The sequence below is a fragment of the Sphingomonas koreensis genome, assembly GCF_002797435.1.
GTDB classification, from domain to species: Bacteria; Pseudomonadota; Alphaproteobacteria; order Sphingomonadales; family Sphingomonadaceae; genus Sphingomonas; species Sphingomonas koreensis.
The window spans coordinates 1,266,179-1,284,740 of record NZ_PGEN01000001.1 but is presented as its reverse complement, the minus strand read 5'-3'; the positions used below and the strand labels follow the sequence as shown (position 1 = coordinate 1,284,740).

17 protein-coding genes are annotated in these 18,562 nt (G+C 61.9%); 8 read left to right on the top strand and 9 right to left on the bottom strand.

Annotated elements, in window-relative coordinates:
- Positions 1-2: 2 nt before the first annotated feature.
- Both BDW16_RS06040 and BDW16_RS06035 read right to left on the bottom strand, forming a co-directional pair.
- Positions 3-1,574, bottom strand: a complete 1,572-nt coding sequence (locus BDW16_RS06040; protein ID WP_066581762.1) for an MDR family MFS transporter — start codon at positions 1,572-1,574, stop codon at positions 3-5.
- A complete protein-coding gene (locus BDW16_RS06035) occupies positions 1,571-2,698 on the bottom strand; it encodes an HlyD family secretion protein (RefSeq protein WP_066581770.1) in 1,128 nt (375 codons plus the stop codon). The genes BDW16_RS06040 and BDW16_RS06035 overlap by 4 nt, the downstream gene beginning before the upstream one ends.
- A 125-nt stretch (positions 2,699-2,823) precedes the next feature.
- Here BDW16_RS06035 and BDW16_RS06030 point away from each other — a divergent pair, with 125 nt between their 5' ends.
- The 4 genes from BDW16_RS06030 to istB all read left to right on the top strand — a co-directional run bounded on the left by BDW16_RS06030 (position 2,824) and on the right by istB (position 7,664).
- The gene (locus BDW16_RS06030) at positions 2,824-3,315 is read left to right on the top strand and encodes a MarR family winged helix-turn-helix transcriptional regulator (RefSeq protein ID WP_066581776.1); all 492 of its coding nucleotides are present in this window, start codon (positions 2,824-2,826) and stop codon (positions 3,313-3,315) included.
- 4 nt (positions 3,316-3,319) lie between these two features.
- Positions 3,320-4,906 (top strand): ABC1 kinase family protein, encoded by a 1,587-nt coding sequence (locus tag BDW16_RS06025; protein ID WP_066581778.1) that lies wholly within the window; start codon positions 3,320-3,322, stop codon positions 4,904-4,906.
- 431 nt (positions 4,907-5,337) lie between these two features.
- The gene (istA, locus tag BDW16_RS06020; RefSeq protein WP_066582067.1) at positions 5,338-6,837 is read left to right on the top strand and encodes an IS21 family transposase; all 1,500 of its coding nucleotides are present in this window, start codon (positions 5,338-5,340) and stop codon (positions 6,835-6,837) included.
- The gene (gene istB, locus BDW16_RS06015; protein WP_174532086.1) at positions 6,834-7,664 is read left to right on the top strand and encodes an IS21-like element helper ATPase IstB; all 831 of its coding nucleotides are present in this window, start codon (positions 6,834-6,836) and stop codon (positions 7,662-7,664) included. Before istA ends, istB begins: the two co-directional genes overlap by 4 nt.
- A 69-nt stretch (positions 7,665-7,733) precedes the next feature.
- Here istB and BDW16_RS21265 read toward each other — a convergent pair whose 3' ends face one another.
- The 6 genes from BDW16_RS21265 to BDW16_RS21260 form a co-directional block, all read right to left on the bottom strand.
- Complete coding sequence (locus BDW16_RS21265; protein ID WP_157926328.1) at positions 7,734-7,889, bottom strand: hypothetical protein; 156 nt, start codon at positions 7,887-7,889, stop codon at positions 7,734-7,736.
- A 121-nt stretch (positions 7,890-8,010) separates the two neighbouring features.
- The gene (locus tag BDW16_RS06010; protein ID WP_066582060.1) at positions 8,011-8,637 is read right to left on the bottom strand and encodes a hypothetical protein; all 627 of its coding nucleotides are present in this window, start codon (positions 8,635-8,637) and stop codon (positions 8,011-8,013) included.
- A gap of 2 nt (positions 8,638-8,639) precedes the next feature.
- Complete coding sequence (locus BDW16_RS06005) at positions 8,640-9,161, bottom strand: hypothetical protein (protein ID WP_066582061.1); 522 nt, start codon at positions 9,159-9,161, stop codon at positions 8,640-8,642.
- Positions 9,162-9,300: 139 nt separating this feature from the next.
- Positions 9,301-11,112: a MobA/MobL family protein gene (locus BDW16_RS06000; RefSeq protein ID WP_157926327.1), complete on the bottom strand. Its 1,812-nt coding sequence runs from the start codon at positions 11,110-11,112 to the stop codon at positions 9,301-9,303.
- Between the two features lie 191 nt (positions 11,113-11,303).
- Positions 11,304-12,341 (bottom strand): ParB/RepB/Spo0J family partition protein, encoded by a 1,038-nt coding sequence (locus BDW16_RS05995; protein ID WP_066582065.1) that lies wholly within the window; start codon positions 12,339-12,341, stop codon positions 11,304-11,306.
- Between the two features lie 98 nt (positions 12,342-12,439).
- Positions 12,440-12,583, bottom strand: a complete 144-nt coding sequence (locus BDW16_RS21260; RefSeq protein ID WP_157926326.1) for a hypothetical protein — start codon at positions 12,581-12,583, stop codon at positions 12,440-12,442.
- Between the two features lie 668 nt (positions 12,584-13,251).
- Here BDW16_RS21260 and BDW16_RS05990 point away from each other — a divergent pair.
- A complete protein-coding gene (locus BDW16_RS05990) occupies positions 13,252-14,622 on the top strand; it encodes an IS1380 family transposase (protein WP_066582092.1) in 1,371 nt (456 codons plus the stop codon).
- Positions 14,623-14,751: 129 nt separating this feature from the next.
- Here BDW16_RS05990 and BDW16_RS21050 read toward each other — a convergent pair whose 3' ends face one another.
- On the bottom strand, positions 14,752-15,249 hold the full coding sequence (locus BDW16_RS21050; protein ID WP_125958872.1) for a hypothetical protein: 498 nt from the start codon (positions 15,247-15,249) through the stop codon (positions 14,752-14,754).
- Positions 15,250-15,617: 368 nt separating this feature from the next.
- Here BDW16_RS21050 and BDW16_RS05985 point away from each other — a divergent pair, with 368 nt between their 5' ends.
- The 3 genes from BDW16_RS05985 to BDW16_RS05975 all read left to right on the top strand — a co-directional run bounded on the left by BDW16_RS05985 (position 15,618) and on the right by BDW16_RS05975 (position 18,556).
- Entirely contained in the window at positions 15,618-16,001 is a 384-nt protein-coding gene (locus tag BDW16_RS05985; RefSeq protein WP_066581333.1) for a hypothetical protein, read from the top strand.
- 66 nt (positions 16,002-16,067) lie between these two features.
- Entirely contained in the window at positions 16,068-17,306 is a 1,239-nt protein-coding gene (locus BDW16_RS05980; RefSeq protein ID WP_066581335.1) for a TolC family protein, read from the top strand.
- Positions 17,306-18,556 carry an efflux RND transporter periplasmic adaptor subunit gene (locus BDW16_RS05975; RefSeq protein WP_066581336.1) on the top strand — a complete coding sequence of 417 codons (1,251 nt, stop codon included), beginning with the start codon at positions 17,306-17,308 and terminating at the stop codon, positions 18,554-18,556. Before BDW16_RS05980 ends, BDW16_RS05975 begins: the two co-directional genes overlap by 1 nt.
- Positions 18,557-18,562: the final 6 nt, after the last annotated feature.

Here is an 18,562-nt window from a genome sequence, read left to right as displayed (position 1 = left end):
GCTCAGTGCATCGAAAGGGAGACATTTTTTGGAAGCGGCCTCAGGAAGAGGACCAGCGGAACCGTCGCGAGGGTCAGAATCCCCATAACCAGGAACACGTCATTGTAGGTCATTATGAACGCCTCGCGTTGGAGGGTGCGGCTCAGGACGGCCATCGCCCCCTCCATGCCGCCGAAGTTTCGCGCCAGCCCTTCGAGATAGTCCTGTAGCGAAACGCTGTTCGCATTCAGGGTCTCTTCCATCCGCCGGCTATGATGCCAGATCCGCTGGTCCTGGAACGAAGCGAGGGCCGAGAGGGCGAATGATCCGCCAAGATTGCGGGCCGCGTTGAAAATGCCCGAGGCATCGCCCGCGTCTTCCTTGGCCACCGAAGCCACCGTTGCCTGATTCAGGAACATCATCGCAAGGATCATTCCGGCCCCGCGGATAAGCTGACCTTCAGTGAAGACAGCGCCGCCGGATTCGGCGGTCAGACTCGTGCTGACAAAGCAGCTGATCGCCATCAGCAGCATTCCGGTGCCGACGGCAATGCGGATGTCCACCTTGCGGATCATCAGAGGCAGAACCGGCATCAGGAGAAAGGCCGGGACACCCATCCAGAAGATGACCACTCCCGTCTGAAAAGCATTATAGTCAGAAATGATCGCGAGGAACTGCGGAATGACATAGGTCGAACCATACATCACCATGCCCAGGGCGAGCGCCATGATCGCGACGCTGGCGAACTGTCGATTGAACAGGAGCTGCAACTTCAAGACCGGCTTGCGTGCTTTCACTTGTCCGTAAATCAAACAGGCAAAGCCGATAATGGTCACCACCGTTAGCCAGCGAATGAGTGAGGACTCGAACCATTCCTCACGGTGCCCTTCCTCGAGTACAACAGTCAGACCGCCCAGTCCGAGGATCAGCCCGAGAATGCCAGCCCAATCGGCGTCCGTGAGATATTCCCACTTGGGCTTCTCGTGAGGCAGCCCGATAAACAGCAGGAGCAGCAGGATTGCGCAGACTGGCACATTGACGAAAAAGGCATAGTGCCAGCTCAGGTTCTCGGTCAGCCAGCCGCCGATCAATGGCCCCATCACGGGGCCAAGAACCACAGTCATGCCGAACAGCGCCATTCCGATTGGCTGTTGGTGCGGCGGCAATCGTTTAGCCACAATAGTCATTGCGGTCGGAATGAGGACTCCGCCCATGAAGCCCTGGCCCGTGCGGCCGATGATCATGGTCGTAAGGTCGGTGGCTACACCGCATAGCACAGAAAATGCGGTGAACGCGCTGACCGCGATGATGAGGAGGGTTCGCAGACCGAACAGCCGTTCGAGCCAAGCGCTCAGTGGAATGACGACAATCTCAGCAACGAGAAATGACGTAGCAATCCAGGTGCCTTCGGCGCCTGTGGCACCGATCTCGCCCTGAATGACGGGGAGTGCGGAATTGACGATTGATATGTCCAGCGTCGCGAGCATGGCGCCGAGCGCGCCCGCGGCCACAGCGACCCAGGCAGTAACGTCTGCGTTCTTTCGGCTCCCGGCCGGCCCGATCGAAGTGTCCTGCGCTGCCAGTATCTCGGTCATTGAGTCCGACTCGAGATCTCTTCCAATTCGCCGGCAGCATTCCGGGTGTCGACCGTAGCCACTACCGACATGCCGGGAACGAGCAGACGCCGCACTTCAGGGGGAGCATCGATAGCGATGCGGACGGGTATCCGTTGAACGATCTTGGTAAAGTTGCCGGTGGCATTTTCGGGGGGGAGGATGGAAAATTCCGCGCCCGTTCCCGGCGATATGCTGACCACTCGTCCCGCGATCTCAAGGTCGGGCAGGGCGTCAACTTCGAGCCTGACGCTCTGGCCGGCCCGGATCAGGCCGACCTGCGTTTCCTTGAAGTTTGCCGTCACGTAGATCGCCCTCACCGGAACCACCGTCATCAAACGTTGACCCGGTTGCACGAACTGGCCCACCCTCACCGAGAGATCGCCGACGCGGCCGGCCTTGCTGGCGCGCAGCAAGGTCGATTCAACCGTAAGGTCGGCTGTTTCCAGCTGAGCGCGAGCAGCGTCCGCCTGCGCCTGGGTCTGGCTGATCTGCTCGAACAGGGTCCCCCGGCGAGCGGTCGCGGCAGCGACCGCCGCCTGCGCAGCGGCGAGTTCGGCCCGCGCCTGCCGCGCCTGCGCCTCATACTGATCGAGCTTTTCCCGCGGTTCGGCTCCTGTCGCGGCAAGGGGCCGATATCGCGCCACCTGGTCGTTCGCGAGGTCGAGTGCTGCGCGCGCGGCGGCGAGTTGGCCCCGCGCCTGGCGAATGGCTGCATCCTGTTCAGCTACCTGAGAACGGATTGTGTCGGCACCGGCCAGGGTCGCAGCGATCTGTGCGCGCGCCTGTTGCGCTTGCGCCTGATAATCCCGCAGATCCAGTTGTACGAGGGCTCCGCCGAGAGCAACCTGCTCGTTCTCCCCCACGAAGACCTCTTCGACGTATCCCGCTACCTTGGAAGAGATAACGACGCTGTCGACAGCGACATAGGCGTTATCGGTCGACTGCATGTATTGTCCGTAGCTTACGTGCCGGTAGTACCACCAGATCCCGCCAAGCAGCACGGCAAGACCAACGAGGATTAGCACGATGCGCAAGCCACGCCGCGATTGCGGTTTCGTTGGGGTTGTGCCCTCCTGCTCCGGTTGGTTGGAGTTATCGGTCATCTGACTCTTTCGGCAGCCTCAGTAAAAGGTGAACGCGTCTCGCGCCCTATGAGCCGTGAGCCAGATAGTAAAGGCATTTAGCAGTTTGCATTTGGGCATCCGAGGCTATCCGACTACACAGCGCTATGGATGAAAAACCAGATACCATGTCACGGTCTCAGCGTCGGCAGAAGGTCATCACCGATGATGACCGCATTCTCTATCTTATGGACGAGATCAGTCGCGGCGCGCGCAGAGTGTACGATGCGAGGGTCGCCAGGATCGGTCTCAATCAGACACAGTGGAGGATCATCGGACAACTTCTTCGCGATCCTGCCCTTACGCAGGCTGAAATCGCCAAGAAACTGGAACTGGAATCGGCGACCATCGGCCAGGCGGTTGCAGGTCTTTGCGCACGCGGGCTGATGAAAAGGCTTCGAGCTGAGACGGATCGGCGAGCGTGGCAGCTCATCCTCACGGAGCAGCTTGACGATCTGCTGCCCGAACTGAGAGGCTCCGCGGATAGGCTTCATGGTCTGCTTTGGCGCGACATTGCCGCCGACGAGAAGCAAACGTTGCAGCAGATTCTTGCAAGGGTATCAGAAAATCTGGACCAACTCCGGGCCGAGGCTGAGTAAAATCATGGCATCGCCCCCGGAAAAGCCTATCAGCAGCATCGCTCGCGCCGCGGAGATCGGCCAAATCCTATTGAGGCACGGTGCGAAGAATCTTGCCGGAGCCCTCGGATTTATTCCCTCTTCGAGCAATGTCATCGATCCTCGCGAATTTCGTCCGGCCGCAGTTGTGGCGTTCCTCCGTGACATCGGGCCAGTTGGTATAAAGCTGGGGCAGCTCCTCGCCACACGAAGCGATCTGTTTACCGAACACTGGATCACGGCATTCTCAACCCTGCACGATCAGGTGTCGCCAGTACCCTTCGCAGATATCGAGCCCGTACTTGCTTCAAGCTGGGGTGAGGACTGGCGGAACGACTTTGCGCAGTTCGACGAACAGCCTTTGGCGTCCGCCTCGATTGCACAGACCTATTCCGCCAAGCTACGGGACGGTAGCGAGGTCATCGTGAAGGTTCGCCGCCCGGGCACCGCCGCGCGCATGGAAGCCGATGTGCGCCTGCTTGTGCGTCTTGCCGAGATCGCAGAAGCACGCTCGCCTGACATCGCGCGTTACCGGCCAGTCGAGTTTCTGCGGACCTTCGGCCGCAATCTTGCCTGGGAGATGGACCTCGCTGCGGAATCCCGAGCCTGCGAGCGGATCGGCGCATATCTCGATACCATCGGCGTCAGGACCCCGGCCATCCATTGGGAACTGACCGGGCTGCGGGTGAACGTTCAGGAACGCCTGTACGGCAGGCCCGCGTCTTCGCTGGGCAGCCCATCCGGCGACCCGCGGGTGGCGGCTTTCGCTAAAAGCTATGCCAACGCTGTCCTGCGCATGATCATCCTGAACGGCGAATTCCACGGCGACCCTCATCCCGGCAATGTTTTCCTGATCGGCGAGCAGGATGTCGGCTTCATCGACTTCGGATCAGTCGGGACGCTCACCAAGACGAGGCGCGACGAGATCGTTCGGCTCGTGCTTGCGATCGCTGGCGAGGAAACGAGCGAAGTCGCGGATGTCCTGCTCGCATGGGCGGGGGCGCCGAAGGTGGATCGCGATGCGCTCGCGGTGGATCTCGATCATTTGATCGGAGAGTTCAGGGGGACCGTGCTTTCTGGAATCGAGTTCTCGCAAATTTTCTCCCGCGTTTTCGATCTTTTGCGGGATTATCAACTGGTCCTGCCACCCGATCTGGCTATCCTTCTGCGTACCTTGCTTACGGCAGAGGGTGTCGTCCGATCACTGGCACCCGACTATAACATTGCCGAGGACACCCGGCCGATCATGACGGAGCTTCTCGCCGAGCGGTTCTCGCTCGGCAGCGCTCGGTCGGGTTTGAAGAAACTTCGCGGTCAGCTGCTGGGGTTGTCGGCGTCCTTGCCCGACATACTTGCCACTGCGAACTCGATCGCAAAGTCTGGATATGTGCCGGTTCAGCTCGATCCCCTCAGTATCGAGCAGCTCGCTGGACTTCGCAATGAGCGTCAGTCCTTGAAAGGCCCTCTAGCTGCCGCATTGATCGTGGCTAGCGCGTTGCTTGTCGATCAATCCTGGCCTCTGGCTGGCGGCGCGCTTGCGATTGCTGGGGTGGTGCTCGTCCGAAAATCATAATGACGGCGCAACTTAATTCGTGCACGGTCACGTTACGGCAAAGCCGAACTTAACGAGGATTTCATACGCCTCACTTCAGCGACCAAGACGCATCGCGAAGAAAATTTTTCGACCTATTGCGATTGAAGGCTCATTTTCCTCAATCAGACGAAACTTTGGAACGGCAGCTTTCAGGCTTGTCCTCGCCTGACTTTATGGCCGCTATTGGGGCGCATTGCTGCCTTAGCCCAGCGCAATAGGCCTGTCGCAGCGAGCTTAATGACTGAATGGCACCTCCCCACAAACCAATCCTGAGCGGACCCTTGTTACTGGACAAAGTGATCTGTGCAGGGCGGTGACAAACCAGGCCACTGGAGCGCCGGTGATTTGCTGAGCGCGGCGGTGTAAAAGCCGGCCATTGGATAAGGTTGCTCCTTTTGGAGCGGCCAGGGATGTTTGCCGTGGAGGTCTACGCAGCGGTTCGTCGTTTTGTGTTCGTGGAAGGGAACAGCCAACGGGAAGCGGCGAAAGTGTTCGGCCTGAGCCGTGAAACGATTTCGAAGATGTGCCGGTTTTCGCTGCCGCCGGGCTACACGCGCACGAAGCCCGTGGCGAAGCCGAAGCTGGGATCGTTGTTGCCGGTGATCGACCGGATCCTGGCGGAAGACCGGACGGCGCCGATGAAGCAGCGGCACACGGCCAAGCGGATTTTCGAGCGCCTGCGCGACGAGCATGGCTACGGTGGCGGCTACACGGTGGTGAAGGATTATGTCCGGCAATGCCGGGCGCGCGGCCGCGAGACGTTCGTACCGCTGGCGCATCCACCGGGCCACGCGCAGGTGGATTTTGGCGAGGCGGTGGGCGTGATCGGCGGCGTCCGGCAGAAGGTGCATTTCTTCTGCATGGACCTGCCACAATCGGACGCCTGCTTCGTGAAGGCCTATCCGGCGGAGACGACCGAGGCGTTTCTCGACGGGCACGTGTCGGCGTTCGCTTTCTTCGGCGCTGTGCCGCGCTCGATCCTGTACGATAATACCACGATCGCGGTCGCGAAGATTTGCGGCGACGGTAAGCGCGAGCGCACCCGTGCGTTTACCGGTCTGGTCAGCCATTACCTGTTCACGGATCGCTTCGGTCGCCCCGGCAAGGGCAACGACAAGGGGAAAGTCGAAGGGCTGGTGAAGCACGCCCGAACGCACTTCATGGTGCCGATCCCGCACGCGGCGAGCTACGATGCCTTCAATGCCGAACTGGAACGCCGCTGCCGCGCCCGGCAGGAAGAGCGGGCTGGGCGGCACAGCCAGACGATCGGCGAACGGCTCGTGGCCGATCTCGCGGCAATGTGTCCTGTGCCGGTCGGGACGTTCGAGCCGTGTGAAACCAGGGCTGCGCGCGTCTCCTCGACCGCGCTGGTGCGCTACCGGACCAACGACTACTCGGTTCCGACCCGCTACGGCTTCCAGGACGTGGTGGTGAAGGGCTTCGTCGATCAGGTCGTCATCTTGTGCGGCGGCGAGGAGATCGCCCGCCATCCGCGCTGCTATGGCGAAGCCATGTTCGTGGCGAACCCACTGCATTACCTGGCGCTGATCGAGAGCAAGCCTGGAGCCCTTGACCAGGCCGCCGCACTTCAGGGCTGGGATCTGCCCGAGGTGTTCCAGCATCTGCGCCATCTTCTGGAGGCGCGGATGGGCAACAAGGGCAAGCGCGAGTTCATCCAGGTGCTGCGCCTTCTGGAAGCGCTCCCGATGGAGGTGGTCACCTTCGCGGTGAACGAGGCGATCCATATCGGTGCGATCGGCTTCGATGCGATCAAGCAGATCGCGCTTGCGCGCATCGAGCGTCGGCCTGCCCGGCTCGATCTAACCGCCTATCCGCACCTGCCCAGGATGGAGGTGAAGACGACGCGCGCCGCCGACTACGCCGCTCTCCTGCCGGAGCTGGCGGCATGAGCCGGGCGGCGGACGACAAGATGCCGCCCGGTACGACGGCGGGCACGCCGCAGGTTCTGCTGGCGCATCACCTCAAGCAGCTCAAGCTGCCCACGGTCCTGCGCGAGTATGAGAAGCTGGCCCGGGAATGTGCGCGCGATGGCGTTGATCACACCCGCTACCTGCTGCGTCTCATCGAACTGGAGCTGATCGACCGGGAGCGCCGCACGGTCGAGCGCCGGATCCGTGCTGCCCGGTTCCCGGCGGTGAAGAGCCTCGATACCTTCGACTTCACGGCCATCCCCAGCCTCAACAAGATGCTCGTGCTGGAACTGGCACGCTGCGAGTACATCTTGCGCCGGGAAAACATCATCGCGCTTGGCAACAGTGGCACGGGCAAAACGCACGCCGCGCTCGCCCTGGGACTGGCCGCCTGCCAGAAGGGCTTCACGGTCGCGTTCACCACCGCCGCAGCGCTGGTGAACCAGTTGCTGGAAGCCCGCGACGAAAAGCGGCTGCTCAAGATGCAACGCGAGCTTGCCGCCGTGAAGCTGCTGATCGTCGATGAACTGGGCTACGTTCCGCTCTCCCCCACGGGCGCGGAACTGTTGTTCGAGACCTTCTCACAGCGTTACGAGCGCGGATCGACCATCGTCACCTCCAACCTGCCGTTCGAGGACTGGACGCAGGTCCTCGGGTCCGAGCGGCTCACCGGAGCGCTGCTCGACAGGCTCACTCACCACGTCAGCATCCTGACCATGAACGGCGACAGCTACCGCCTGAAGCAATCCGCCCACCGTCGCCGCGCTGCCAGGGCGGAGCAAAACCAGGCCACCCCCGCCGACTGACCCGCCGCAAAACGGCAAATATGCAAAGGGCCCCGATCGGGGCCCTTTGCATATAGTCCGCGTTCATCCTCAATGGCCTGCTTTTACTCCGCCATGCTGGCCTGAAATCCGACCGCCGTTGACATCAGCCGCGACGATCGAGGCGCGCTGCGCGCATGCGGCCGGCATCACGCAGGGAACCATGGCGCTGACGGTTTCGAGCGTCTCGTTAACTAAGATGGTCATGTAACAATATCCTTGATTGAGTTGGTCCACGCGCCCCTGGTTTTCTCTCCAGTCCCAGGGACACAGCCCCTTCCGTCCTCATGAATTTCCGGGCTGGCTGCGCGGCAGCCAGCCCGCCCCGTCAGGCTCCGATACTGACGAGGGCGTCCCGAACCTTGCGCCAATCGGTCTCGAACGCTCGGTGCATTTGCGCTGGTGAGTCATCGAATATTGAGTGCACTTCGCCAAAGCCTGACAGACGATGCGTTCGGGCGAGCGTCAGTACATGAACGTGCGGGGCACGGACGGATCGAGCATCACTCGGCATATGCTGCACTATGATGCTGCTGAGCCGCTTGGGCTGCAGGGACATGGCGGCATACATATATGCCGCATGCATCATGGCGTGGCGCGGGAGGTCGGCGTCGAAGCGCAAGGTCTGAACGATCGCGAGCAGGTTTTGACCTCCCTCCGCGCGATCGTAAGCCTCGGTCAGTTCTCGCGCGCTTATGTCCGGCACCCCCCTCGCAAGAACAAGGCGATAGTCGCATGCGGTGGTTGGCCACCCCGCAGTCTGCGAGGCCAGAGCGTTCGTACCAGGTTTGCATGGTTGAAGTTTGGCGCGGGCAAGGTCAGCGACACTGTGATCGCGCCCCTTCCCATCGCTCGCCCACAGGATCGCAAAGCCGAAGTCGCTGTCGGAACCCACGCGTGCCGGATCATCGAAAACCATGTTCATCGCTGCGCTGGGGCTGATCCACTTGGCCATCGTCAGCCCTCCACCGCAGTGTCGATGAGCAGACGCGCTTCGGCTAGCCCGCGCCGACGGTCGCCCTCATCATGATAGGGCCGCGGGACCGCGTTGAGCCGACCGCCTCCCAGCCGAAACGAAGGCGCGAGGAGCGATGCAACATCGGGAATGAGCCACAGGTCATCTCCTTCGCCAAGCCACGGAAGGAACGGCCCAAACCAAAGCACCTGGCGCGACGACCAGATTGCAAGGTCAGCGGAAGCCTGTCGCTCGCCATCACGGCTCTTGCGGATGGTGATCACCATCGCGTCACTGCGGGCCTCCTGCACGGCTCGCGTAACGGGGAATCGTGCGCCGACGCTCGCATTGATGCTGGGCACCAGCAGCAGCTCGGGTTCGGGAAGGTAAAGGTAATTCCAGAAGCTGGGGGCTAACGATACCTGCGCGTTCTTCTGGATGGTCCATCCCGCGTGCTTCACGAGAGCAAGGCTCGCTCCGATCACTTCGGCTTCGGACAGCCGTTGGGCATAATTCTGATTCATGTGGTTCTCATTTGGCCCTTTCGCCGTCGACTGCAGACGAGGAGGAGGGCAGGAAAAATTTCACCTTTCGGCACAGCCGCAGGCAATTCCCAATTCCCTTCGATCCATGATCGTGGCGCCGTAGCGCGCCGGCACGGCCCTAACGTTCGGCGCCGTCCGGGCGTTTGGTCGGATATTCATGGTGTTGCGGGCGCAACACCTGGCATTCCATGGCTTCGGTTGGCGGTTCCATGACGCTGCTCACAGGCAGTGACGTCAGTTCGGCCTTCTGGCGGCGCTCGCGTGCCCGCCACTCGGTCCAGAACAGCCGCACACGCTCGATCATCGCAACGAAGTCGGCATCTTGAAGCATCAATGCAATTGCGCGTTGCAAATACTCGTCTCGCGCCCCAAAGTCCTTCATGAACAGATCTTGATCCGGCGCGAGCGGCGTATTGCGACCCCGGGTGATCATCGTCTCGGCGGTATCGATAGACTGGCGCCGGGCGGCGGCAAATGCGGTCTGAATTTGGTCGTCATCCTCAAAAGGTGCGACCGCGTTGAACAGGTCGCTTCGGCGATCGAACCGATCCAGTGGTTCCAACCTGTAACGGGGGGCGCCCCCATCCACACTTGGGTCGCCTTGGATGAGTGGCAGATGGCGCTCAGCACCCAAGCGAGCCACAAGATCGGAGATCGTCTGCATGCGGGCGGGATCTTGGCGATGATCAGGCATCACGTACGGGTAGGTTGGCAACCCATCCGACGGGGCGCGAGGTCCCTTTGCGATGCTGGCTACCGAGCGGCTCGGGACCTGTCGATCAATCCGAACTCGTTCCTTGCGCGCGAGATGGTTGGCCTCCTGCACGAAGTCTCGCACAGGCCACGATGCGATGCGTCCGGTCAGGGCAAGCAACCGCGCGAATTCGGATCGCAGGCTGGCCATGTAATCGCGCTCGGCGCGCATGAGCGCGAGATCGCGTTTCTTGCGTTCGAATGCCTTCTTGCCCGGACCCGATTTACCTTCCGCTTTCGTCATTGCCGGCAGGCCACGCGCGGCTTTGCTCAGGTGCGTGAAACGCCGTGAATGACCCGCACTGGCCATCGAGCGATTGAGGATCGCCGCGATCTCCTCGCGCATCTGGCCGATGAAGCTGGCATCGTTGAGATCACTATGTTTTTCGGCCGAGAAGGCGAAGGCACCCATACCACGCACCTCGATCGGACGCATCGAGAAGAGCAGATGTGCATGGAAGTTACGCTGGTCGCCCTCGGCGTCCGGTGCATGCAGCACGCCGACGTGACCGAGATCGTGACGGGCAAGGATGGCGCAAATGTCGCGCAGCACCTGTTCGCGCTCGGACGAGGTAAGTTCGTGAGGCAGGCTGATGACGGCCGACATATAGACCATCGCGTTCGAGCGGTCGTTGCGTTCGAAATCCTCGATCGCTTGGAAGAATCCGGCGAGCAACTCCGGGTCGTCGCTAATATTGCTGACGAGGCCGCCTTCCGGGATTTCGCGCGCGGCCGCGCGGACAATGTAGCGCAAGCATTTCACGGTTTCGCCAGCACGGAAGATATGGGCGCGGTTCTGGCGACGCTCGCCGAATCCGCGCGAACGGACCTTGAAGTGGAAGCTGCTCAGCCCGTCGCCGCGCTTCACCGAAGCACGCGTAAAGGTCAGCCCCAGCAACGCCTCGAACTGCCGGTCGCGGCTCTTCGAGTCGCGACCGGGCAACGGCTGGACAGCCGCACGGATGGTCTTTCGAAACTGCCGCTCCTGTTCGCGCACTGCGCGACGGATGGCGGCGCCGACCTTGCGGTGATCCGCCTCGGCCTTGAAGCGCGCCTGCATCTGCTCGCGCAACACCCTGGCGCGCTTTTTCTTCTCCGCCCGTTTTTCAGCGAGCGCGAATGCGATGTCGGCCGACGATACCTCGCGGCCTTTTGAATACCATCGAGGCTTTCCCATGCTGCATCCTGTCCCGCGCGAAGCAAGAGAAGTGTGGGCCCGAAGCATTTGAGATCGGCAATCGCCAGATCACAAATACGTTATCGCGCGGCCCACACTTAACCCTCTACCTCTCGCTCTAATCTCTGGTGTTGAAGGGGTTTCGTGCCAATCGGACACGAAAATGGGGTTGCGCCCGCAACCCCCGCCGATCAGTTGACGAACAGGCGTACCAGCGCCGCAGTGATGGCGGCGCCAACGGCATCGACCGGAAACTGGTCCACCGCCTCGACCGTGATGATCAGCGCACCGGTAGTCGTGCGTTTGGCTTCGCCGATGATCTCGCCTTCCTCATCTTCGAGCACGATATCGACGATGCGCGGACCGGCTTCGAGCTTGCGCTCGACGCGCGACGCACGGCGCACATCGGCATCAACGTTACCGTCATGCCGATCGATATCATCGTTGTCGTCGTCTTCGTCGCCCAGCTGTTCGCGGACGACCGTCTGCAGGGCGGCGAGCGCGGCACCCACTGCATCGGCGGTGCCGTCGGCAACCACGCCGGGTTCAGCCGCGACCTCCTCGCCCGACAGAGCAAGAGCCTCGATGCAGCTTTCAAACAAGGCCGCTGCTGCGATCTTCTCGCCCCGGACCAGCAACTCGGCGAGGTGCCTCGCGAGGATCATGCGCTGCGGCGACGCCCATGCCTTGTTGAACAGGCGAGCGGGCTCCGCTTCGATCGCGTGCCGATCGGCGACGAGTTCCAAGAATGGTCTCGGAAGCGCGGTGACGTTCCGCGTTCGGCCAACCGTGCTTTTGTTGAGTTCCAGCTGGCGCGCGATTTCACTGTTCGACATGTCGGCCGCGAGCCGGTCGAACAGCTCGGCGCGTTCCCACTGCGACCAATCCCGCGTACGGGTCTGTTCGGCTGCGATCATCAGATCGCCGAGCACGAGCTCGCCTTCCATCAGAATCGCAGAAAGGTGCACGTCGTGGCCCTCAAGACGCAGCTGATGAATGGCTGCGGCACGGCACGCGCCGAAGATGGTGTACAGCTTATCGGGTTCAGGGACCGCGAGCAGGATCGCAGGCACCAACTGGCCCGATGCCAAAATCGATGCCTTGAGGCCTTCAATGTGTTCCGCAGCGTGCGCAAGATCGCGGCGATTGGCAGGGTGCGGTGTGCAATGCGCGGGGTCGATCTGAATGACTTTCGCTTCTTTGAAGCGGGTCAGATCATGGTAGGTCATGTTGGTCCTCCGTGTTGAGGACCGCTCCACTAGGCAGCACAGCCGAGCCGATTGGAGCATAGCAAGCGCCAGCGTCGTGCCGGCGTTTGCCTGGAAGCTTAATTTCTCTTCTTCGAAAAGCGGCGAAGCAGCTTTTCCTCGGCTAGGCGCCGCTCAGAAATCTTGGCGTGCCGAGGCAATCCATCGCCGAGATCGCGGATGGCTTCCACCGCTTGATCTTCATCGTGCTTTTGTTGCGTCATGGCTTCCTCCTCGTGGGTTAGCTATTGTTGCAAGCACGCGAACGGTAATTGGAGCAGAGCAATTGATACCAGGAGACTGATATGACGAAGAGGAATTTATTCCCAGAGATAATAACGCCTGTTGATAACCGGATTGATAGCCTTAGGAAGACTGAGCAAGAACGCCTGAAGCACGCTCAGCTTAGCAGATCCAAAAATTTTAGAGACAATTTCCGAAAGCGTTGACACTTCGAAGCGAATACTGCCGAGCGGCAAGCTGGCGCGACTTAGTCCGACCGGCTCGGGCCAGCGAGCTTGGTTCAAGAGGAAGACATCTGCTGAACCGGCACGGCCGCTGTAGGCGCAATCCGCGGAAGCGGACCGGCGGGATTCGGCGCGGCTGGTGAGAGACCCACAACTTCAGGAACTGGGCGGGATGCAGTCGGACAGCTTGAGATAGCGCGCACTGCCAAAGCTGACCCACCACCTCAGCTTCGGGCAATAGCGATAGCCAAGTTATCGGGGGCCAAATTGGAAAGCTATGCCGGCAGTTTTGCGCTCGGTTCCCTCGCTTGAACTAGCCTGAATTATTCACCGCGGTGGGGGTGAAGGGTTGGCGGGAGTGGCGTAAGCGTTTGCTTTGCAGTAGGAAAATGGGTGTCTAGACCAGTCCTGCAGCGAGGCAAAAAATGCCACAGGCCACACCCGCCGAGAGCGAGGATAACGCGCTTGGATTTTCGTTTCCAGCCATTGGCGGCAAAAAGCTCACAGCCGCGTTCGACGGTGGCCGGCTGACCTCGGATGGCGGTGTGCTGCTGCTGGCGCAGGCCGAGCGCGCGATGGGGATCTGCCGTCGGCTTGCGGCTTGCATTGCCGACCCGCGCGATCCTGCGCGGGTGATCCATCGCCTCGATGACATCCTGCGTGCCCGCACGTTCGCGATCGCCTGCGGCTATGAGGATGCCGATGATCTCGATGCCCTGCGCGACGATCCAGGCTTCCGCCTGGCGCTGGGCAAGTTGCCGGGATCAGGTGCCGGGCTTGCGAGCCAACCGACGATGAGCAGGTGGGAGAATGCACCGACCACGCGTGAGTTGGCCAGGATGATGGGTGCGATGATCGACATCTACTGCGCCAGCTATCCCGCCCCGCCGGCGGCGGTGACGCTGGACATCGATGATACCTGCGATGTCGTCCACGGCTACCAGCAGTTGTCGTTCTGGAATGGTCATCACGGTGAGCGCTGCTTCCTGCCGATCCACGTCTACGACACTGCGACCGGCCGCCCGGTGGCGATGCTGCTGCGGACCGGCAAGACGCCGTCGGGCGCCGAAGCTGCCGGCCACATCCGGCGCCTGGTGCGCCATATCCGCCGGCACTGGCCCGATACCCACATCACCATCCGTGGTGACGGGCACTATGGGCGGCCCGAGGTCATGGCGTTCTGCGAGGCGCACCGCGTCGATTACGTGTTCGGCTTGCCAACCAACGCCGCGCTGCGTGCCGATCCGGTCATCGTCGCGGCCGCCGATGCCTGCGCGGTCAAGCGCGCTCAGCGCCAATACCCCGTCCTGCGCAACTATGCCGAGACCCGCTACGGCGCCAAAAGCTGGAAGTGTCGGCGCCGCGTCGTCGCCCGGATCGAGGCCAGCACGCTGGGTATGGACATCCGCTATGTCGTTACCTCGCTTCAGGACGGATCGGCCGAGCATATCTACGACACGCTCTACTGCGCGCGCGGCCAGGCCGAGAACCTGATCAAGCGCCACAAGTCGCAGCTCGCCAGCGATCGCACTTCGTGCCGCTCAGCCAATGCCAACCAGATGCGCCTCATTCTGCACACCGCCGCCTACTGGCTGATGTGGCGCATCCAGCAGGCCATTCCCAAGGCCACCGCGCTGGCCGCTGCCGAGTTCGCGACCCTGCGCCTGCGGCTGCTCAAGGTCGCTGCCCGCGTCATCGAAAGCGCCTCGCGTATCCGCATTGCCTTCGCTTCAGCCTGCCCGGATGCCAGCGTGTTCAAAGACATCGCCACCAGCTTCCGGCCAACTCCTACATAGCCAGCGCGGCAGCGCCGCCCAGACCCCGAGCCCTCGTCCTTCAACCCTGAAAAGCCCATCGCTCCTGACACGGTGAAAAACACCGCCGATGGCGCTCGCCCAGGTCAAACCGCTATCGGCTGAACACAATCAGAACAGCCCAAAATCCCGGCCTCGTGAATAGGAGAGGCTAGATGCTTCAGGCACGAGTATCTCAATGCCTTCGAAGCATGTTGGCGGAACAACGCCGAAATAGAGCCACCACGTTCTAGCCTTGCGAGGAGTCGCGCCTGCAGATTGCTCTAGGATATCTGGATACCCCGGCTCGCAGTGCTTGCGTGACCATGAGCGCCAATGCTTAAGTTTTGGATCTGATGATGGGATTTTTATCCTGATCCGTGCCTCGCGCTTGTTCGCATAAACTGTTCCGGGCGGGACAATGAAGCCCTTCGACGCCAACAAGGCAGATTCTTCCGCAGTAACTATGCGTCCTCCCATGTCGAGTCCGTGACCGGAAGGGTCAGGGTCTGTCGTCAGGTTGATTGCGCGTGCAACGCGCGTGTGACTAAGCGGCGCCTCGCCTTGCGTCAGACCTTGCTCGAGGATCGATCTTATGGCGCTGCGTGTGGTGTAGTGGTAAAAAATCATTCGTAGCTCCCCCACATCCACGTGCAGGTAGATTGCTTTAAATTGAGTTTCCTACTTTGCACGGGACATGGTCGCCGGTCGGCTTTGACGAGGCTGAACGCACGGGCACGATCCACTATCGCCAGGCGTGTTCATCTTTGTCCTTGATGGGCGCCATTCTCCGGATCTCGCAGAAAAGCGCGAGTTTCTGCGAGCCCATAAAGGACTATCTGAGCACCGGGGCCGATCGACCGGCAGCAAAGCGCCCTAATAGCCGCCATTCATGATCAAGGTTCGGGCGAGCCCAAAAGCTGTCATACGCAGATCTCGGCATAATGAAACTATGTATCATCTTGCCGCTAGGTAACGGACCTGCTAACGACCGCCACATGGGGCGCATCCTGTCAGCCTTGCTCATTCTCGTCCTGGCGTTCTCGCATGGGCCGATGAGCGCGGCTGTGCCCCATCTCGATGGTTCCCTGCATGAGCATGTTCGTATGGTCGATGCGGATCATCATGATGATCATGCGTTGAATCACGGAAGCGGCGACTCGCAGTTCGCGAGCGCCGACGACGCGAACGCCAAGCCGGATGATTTCGGCAAGGCGACGCATGGTCTGGGCCATCACACCCACGTCGCCACTGATGGCGTGCCGAGCAGCTGCGTGAGCCTAACCGCGCGCTCGTTCGACCGGGACCGCATGTTGCCGGGCGACGACGCACGCCTGCGTTCGGCTGCGCTCGAACCGCTACCCGAGCCGCCTTCAGCCTGATCCTCGCCGTCTTGGCGTGCGCCTGATTGCGCGCGCCGTTGACCGTTCAGGATCAGGAGATTTTCAATGTATTCCCCGTTCAGGGCCGCGCTTGTCGTGGCCGTCTGCCTGCCATCGGCGGCGCTTGCCCAAGCGCAGCCGCTGACGGTTGAGGACGCGATCCGGCGCACGCTCGCCGCCGCGCCGCAAACCGCCTCCACCGCCGCCCGGATCGAGGCACAGACCGCTGCACGCACTGCCGCCGGTCTGCGCCCGCAGCCGAGCATCGACGTTCAAGTCGAGAACTTCGGCATCCCCACCGGCAATCTTTACGATCAGTTCCAGATTACCGGCATGTATAGCCAACGGATCGAGCGTGGCGGCAAACGCGAGGCGCGCGTTGCGCTCGCCGATCGCGAAATGGATGTGACACGCGCCGAGGCAATCGTCACCCGGCTCGACGTCATCGCGCAGGTCCAACGCCTCTATGTCGAGGTGCAGGCGACCGAGGCGCAGATCGGCATCGCGAAGCAGCGCCTTACGCTCGCACGCATGGTCGAAGCCGAGGTAAAGCGCCGCGTTGCCTCCGCGAAAGACCCGCTGTTCGCCGGGATGCGCGCGACGACGAGCGTGTCTGAGGCGAAGGTCGATCTGGAACTTGCGACGCATGCGCGAGATGCCGCGTTCAAGCGGCTGACCGCGATGTGGGGCGGGACGCCGGCCGACCTGAGCGTGCCCGCCGCCGACTTTCTGAGGTTCAAGGAAGAACCGGTCGGGCCGTCCGCGCCGTCGCCCGCCGACCTCGCGGTGTATACGGCGCGCGGCGCACGCGCAGACGCGACGGTCAATCTGCAAACCGCCAATGCCAAGCGTGATCCGACCTTGTCTGCGGGGCCGCGTTTCATCGGCACCGGCGATGTCGCATTGGTTGCCGGCGTATCGCTGCCGCTGGGTGGCCGGCGACTGTCCGACGCGCGGATTGCCGAGGCGCAGGCCGAACGTCGCCGGGTAGATGCTGATCTTGCTGTTGAGCGCTTCACCCGCGAACGCGCCATCGCGCTGCTGGTCGAGAAGGTCGAGGAAACCGCGCACGAGGCCGAGGCAATCCGCGATCAGGTGATTCCGAACGCTGATCTCACGCTGATGGAAGTCCGCGTCGGCTATAATCGCGGCTTCTTCAGCTACACCGACGTTTCGGCGGCGCAGACGACGCTCGCCAATGCGCGCGCGCGGATGGTCGATGCCGTGCGCCGCCACCACGAGGCCAGGGTCGAACTCGACCGCCTGACTGGCCGCTTTACCGAACTCGCACAGGGGGATTTTTGATGGCCCGCATTCACGCTGCGCTTGCCGCGGCGCTCATCCTGCCGTTGCCGCTGATCGCGTGCGGCAGCGACTCCGTTACTGAAAACGCCGCGTCCGAAGAAAACGAAACCGCCGCCGGCGATTATGAGCGCGGCCCGCACAATGGCCGCATGCTGCGCGACGGCAATTTTGCGATTGAGGTGACGGTATTCGAAGACGGTGTTCCGCCCGAATATCGGCTCTACGCCTATCGCGACGACAAACCTGTCGCACCCGGCGAGGTCCAGGCGAGCATCACGATCCGCCGACTCGACGGTGAAGTCACGACGTTCAGCTTCAAGCCGGAAGAAGATTATCTGCGCGGCAATGCGACGCTGGTTGAGCCGCACAGCTTCGATGTCGAGGCGAATGCGACGGAAGGTGGCCGCAAGCACCAGTGGAAGTTCCCATCATATGAAGGACGGGTCTCGATGCCGGCTGCCGCAGCGCGTGCGGCGGGGCTCGAATTTGAGAAGGCTGGACCTGCGGAGATTGGCGAGGCGCTCGAGCTGGTTGGGCGTGTCGAACTCGATCCGGCAGCGACGGCGGAAGTCGGGGCGAAATTTCCCGGCCGCGTCGTCTCGGCGACGCTCAACGTCGGTGATCGCGTAAGGCGCGGGCAGGTCATGGCGCGGGTCGAAAGCAACGAGAGCATGCAGACCTATTCGGTCACCGCGCCGATCAGCGGCGTCGTCACCGAGCGGCGCACCAATCCCGGCGATGTGGCAGGCACTGAGCCGATTTACATCATCGCCGATCCATCGCGAACGGTGGCGGCGTTCCCGGTGTTCCCGCGCGATATGGAGCGGGTGCGTTCGGGCGCGCCGGTTCAGCTTGGGCTGCTGGAGGGCAACCGCACGGTCGCTTCGACCATTCGCAATTTTAATCCGGTCGCCGATCCCAATACGGGCGCGCTGGTTGCGCGCGCGCCGCTCGCCAATCCCGACGGCTTCTGGCGACCGGGGATGAACGTCAAAGGCACGCTGACCGTCGATCAGCGGCAGGTGCCGCTCGCGGTCAAGACCGAGGGGCTGCAAGTCTTCCGCGACTTCACGGTGGTCTTTGCCAAAGTCGGCGACACCTATGAAGTGCGGATGCTCGAACTCGGCACGCGCGGCCCTGTGTGGACCGAGGTCAAGTCAGGCATCAAGCCCGGCCAGACCTATGTCGCCAAGGGCAGCTACGTCATCAAGGCGGACATCGAAAAGTCCGGCGCCAGCCACGATCACTGAGGATAG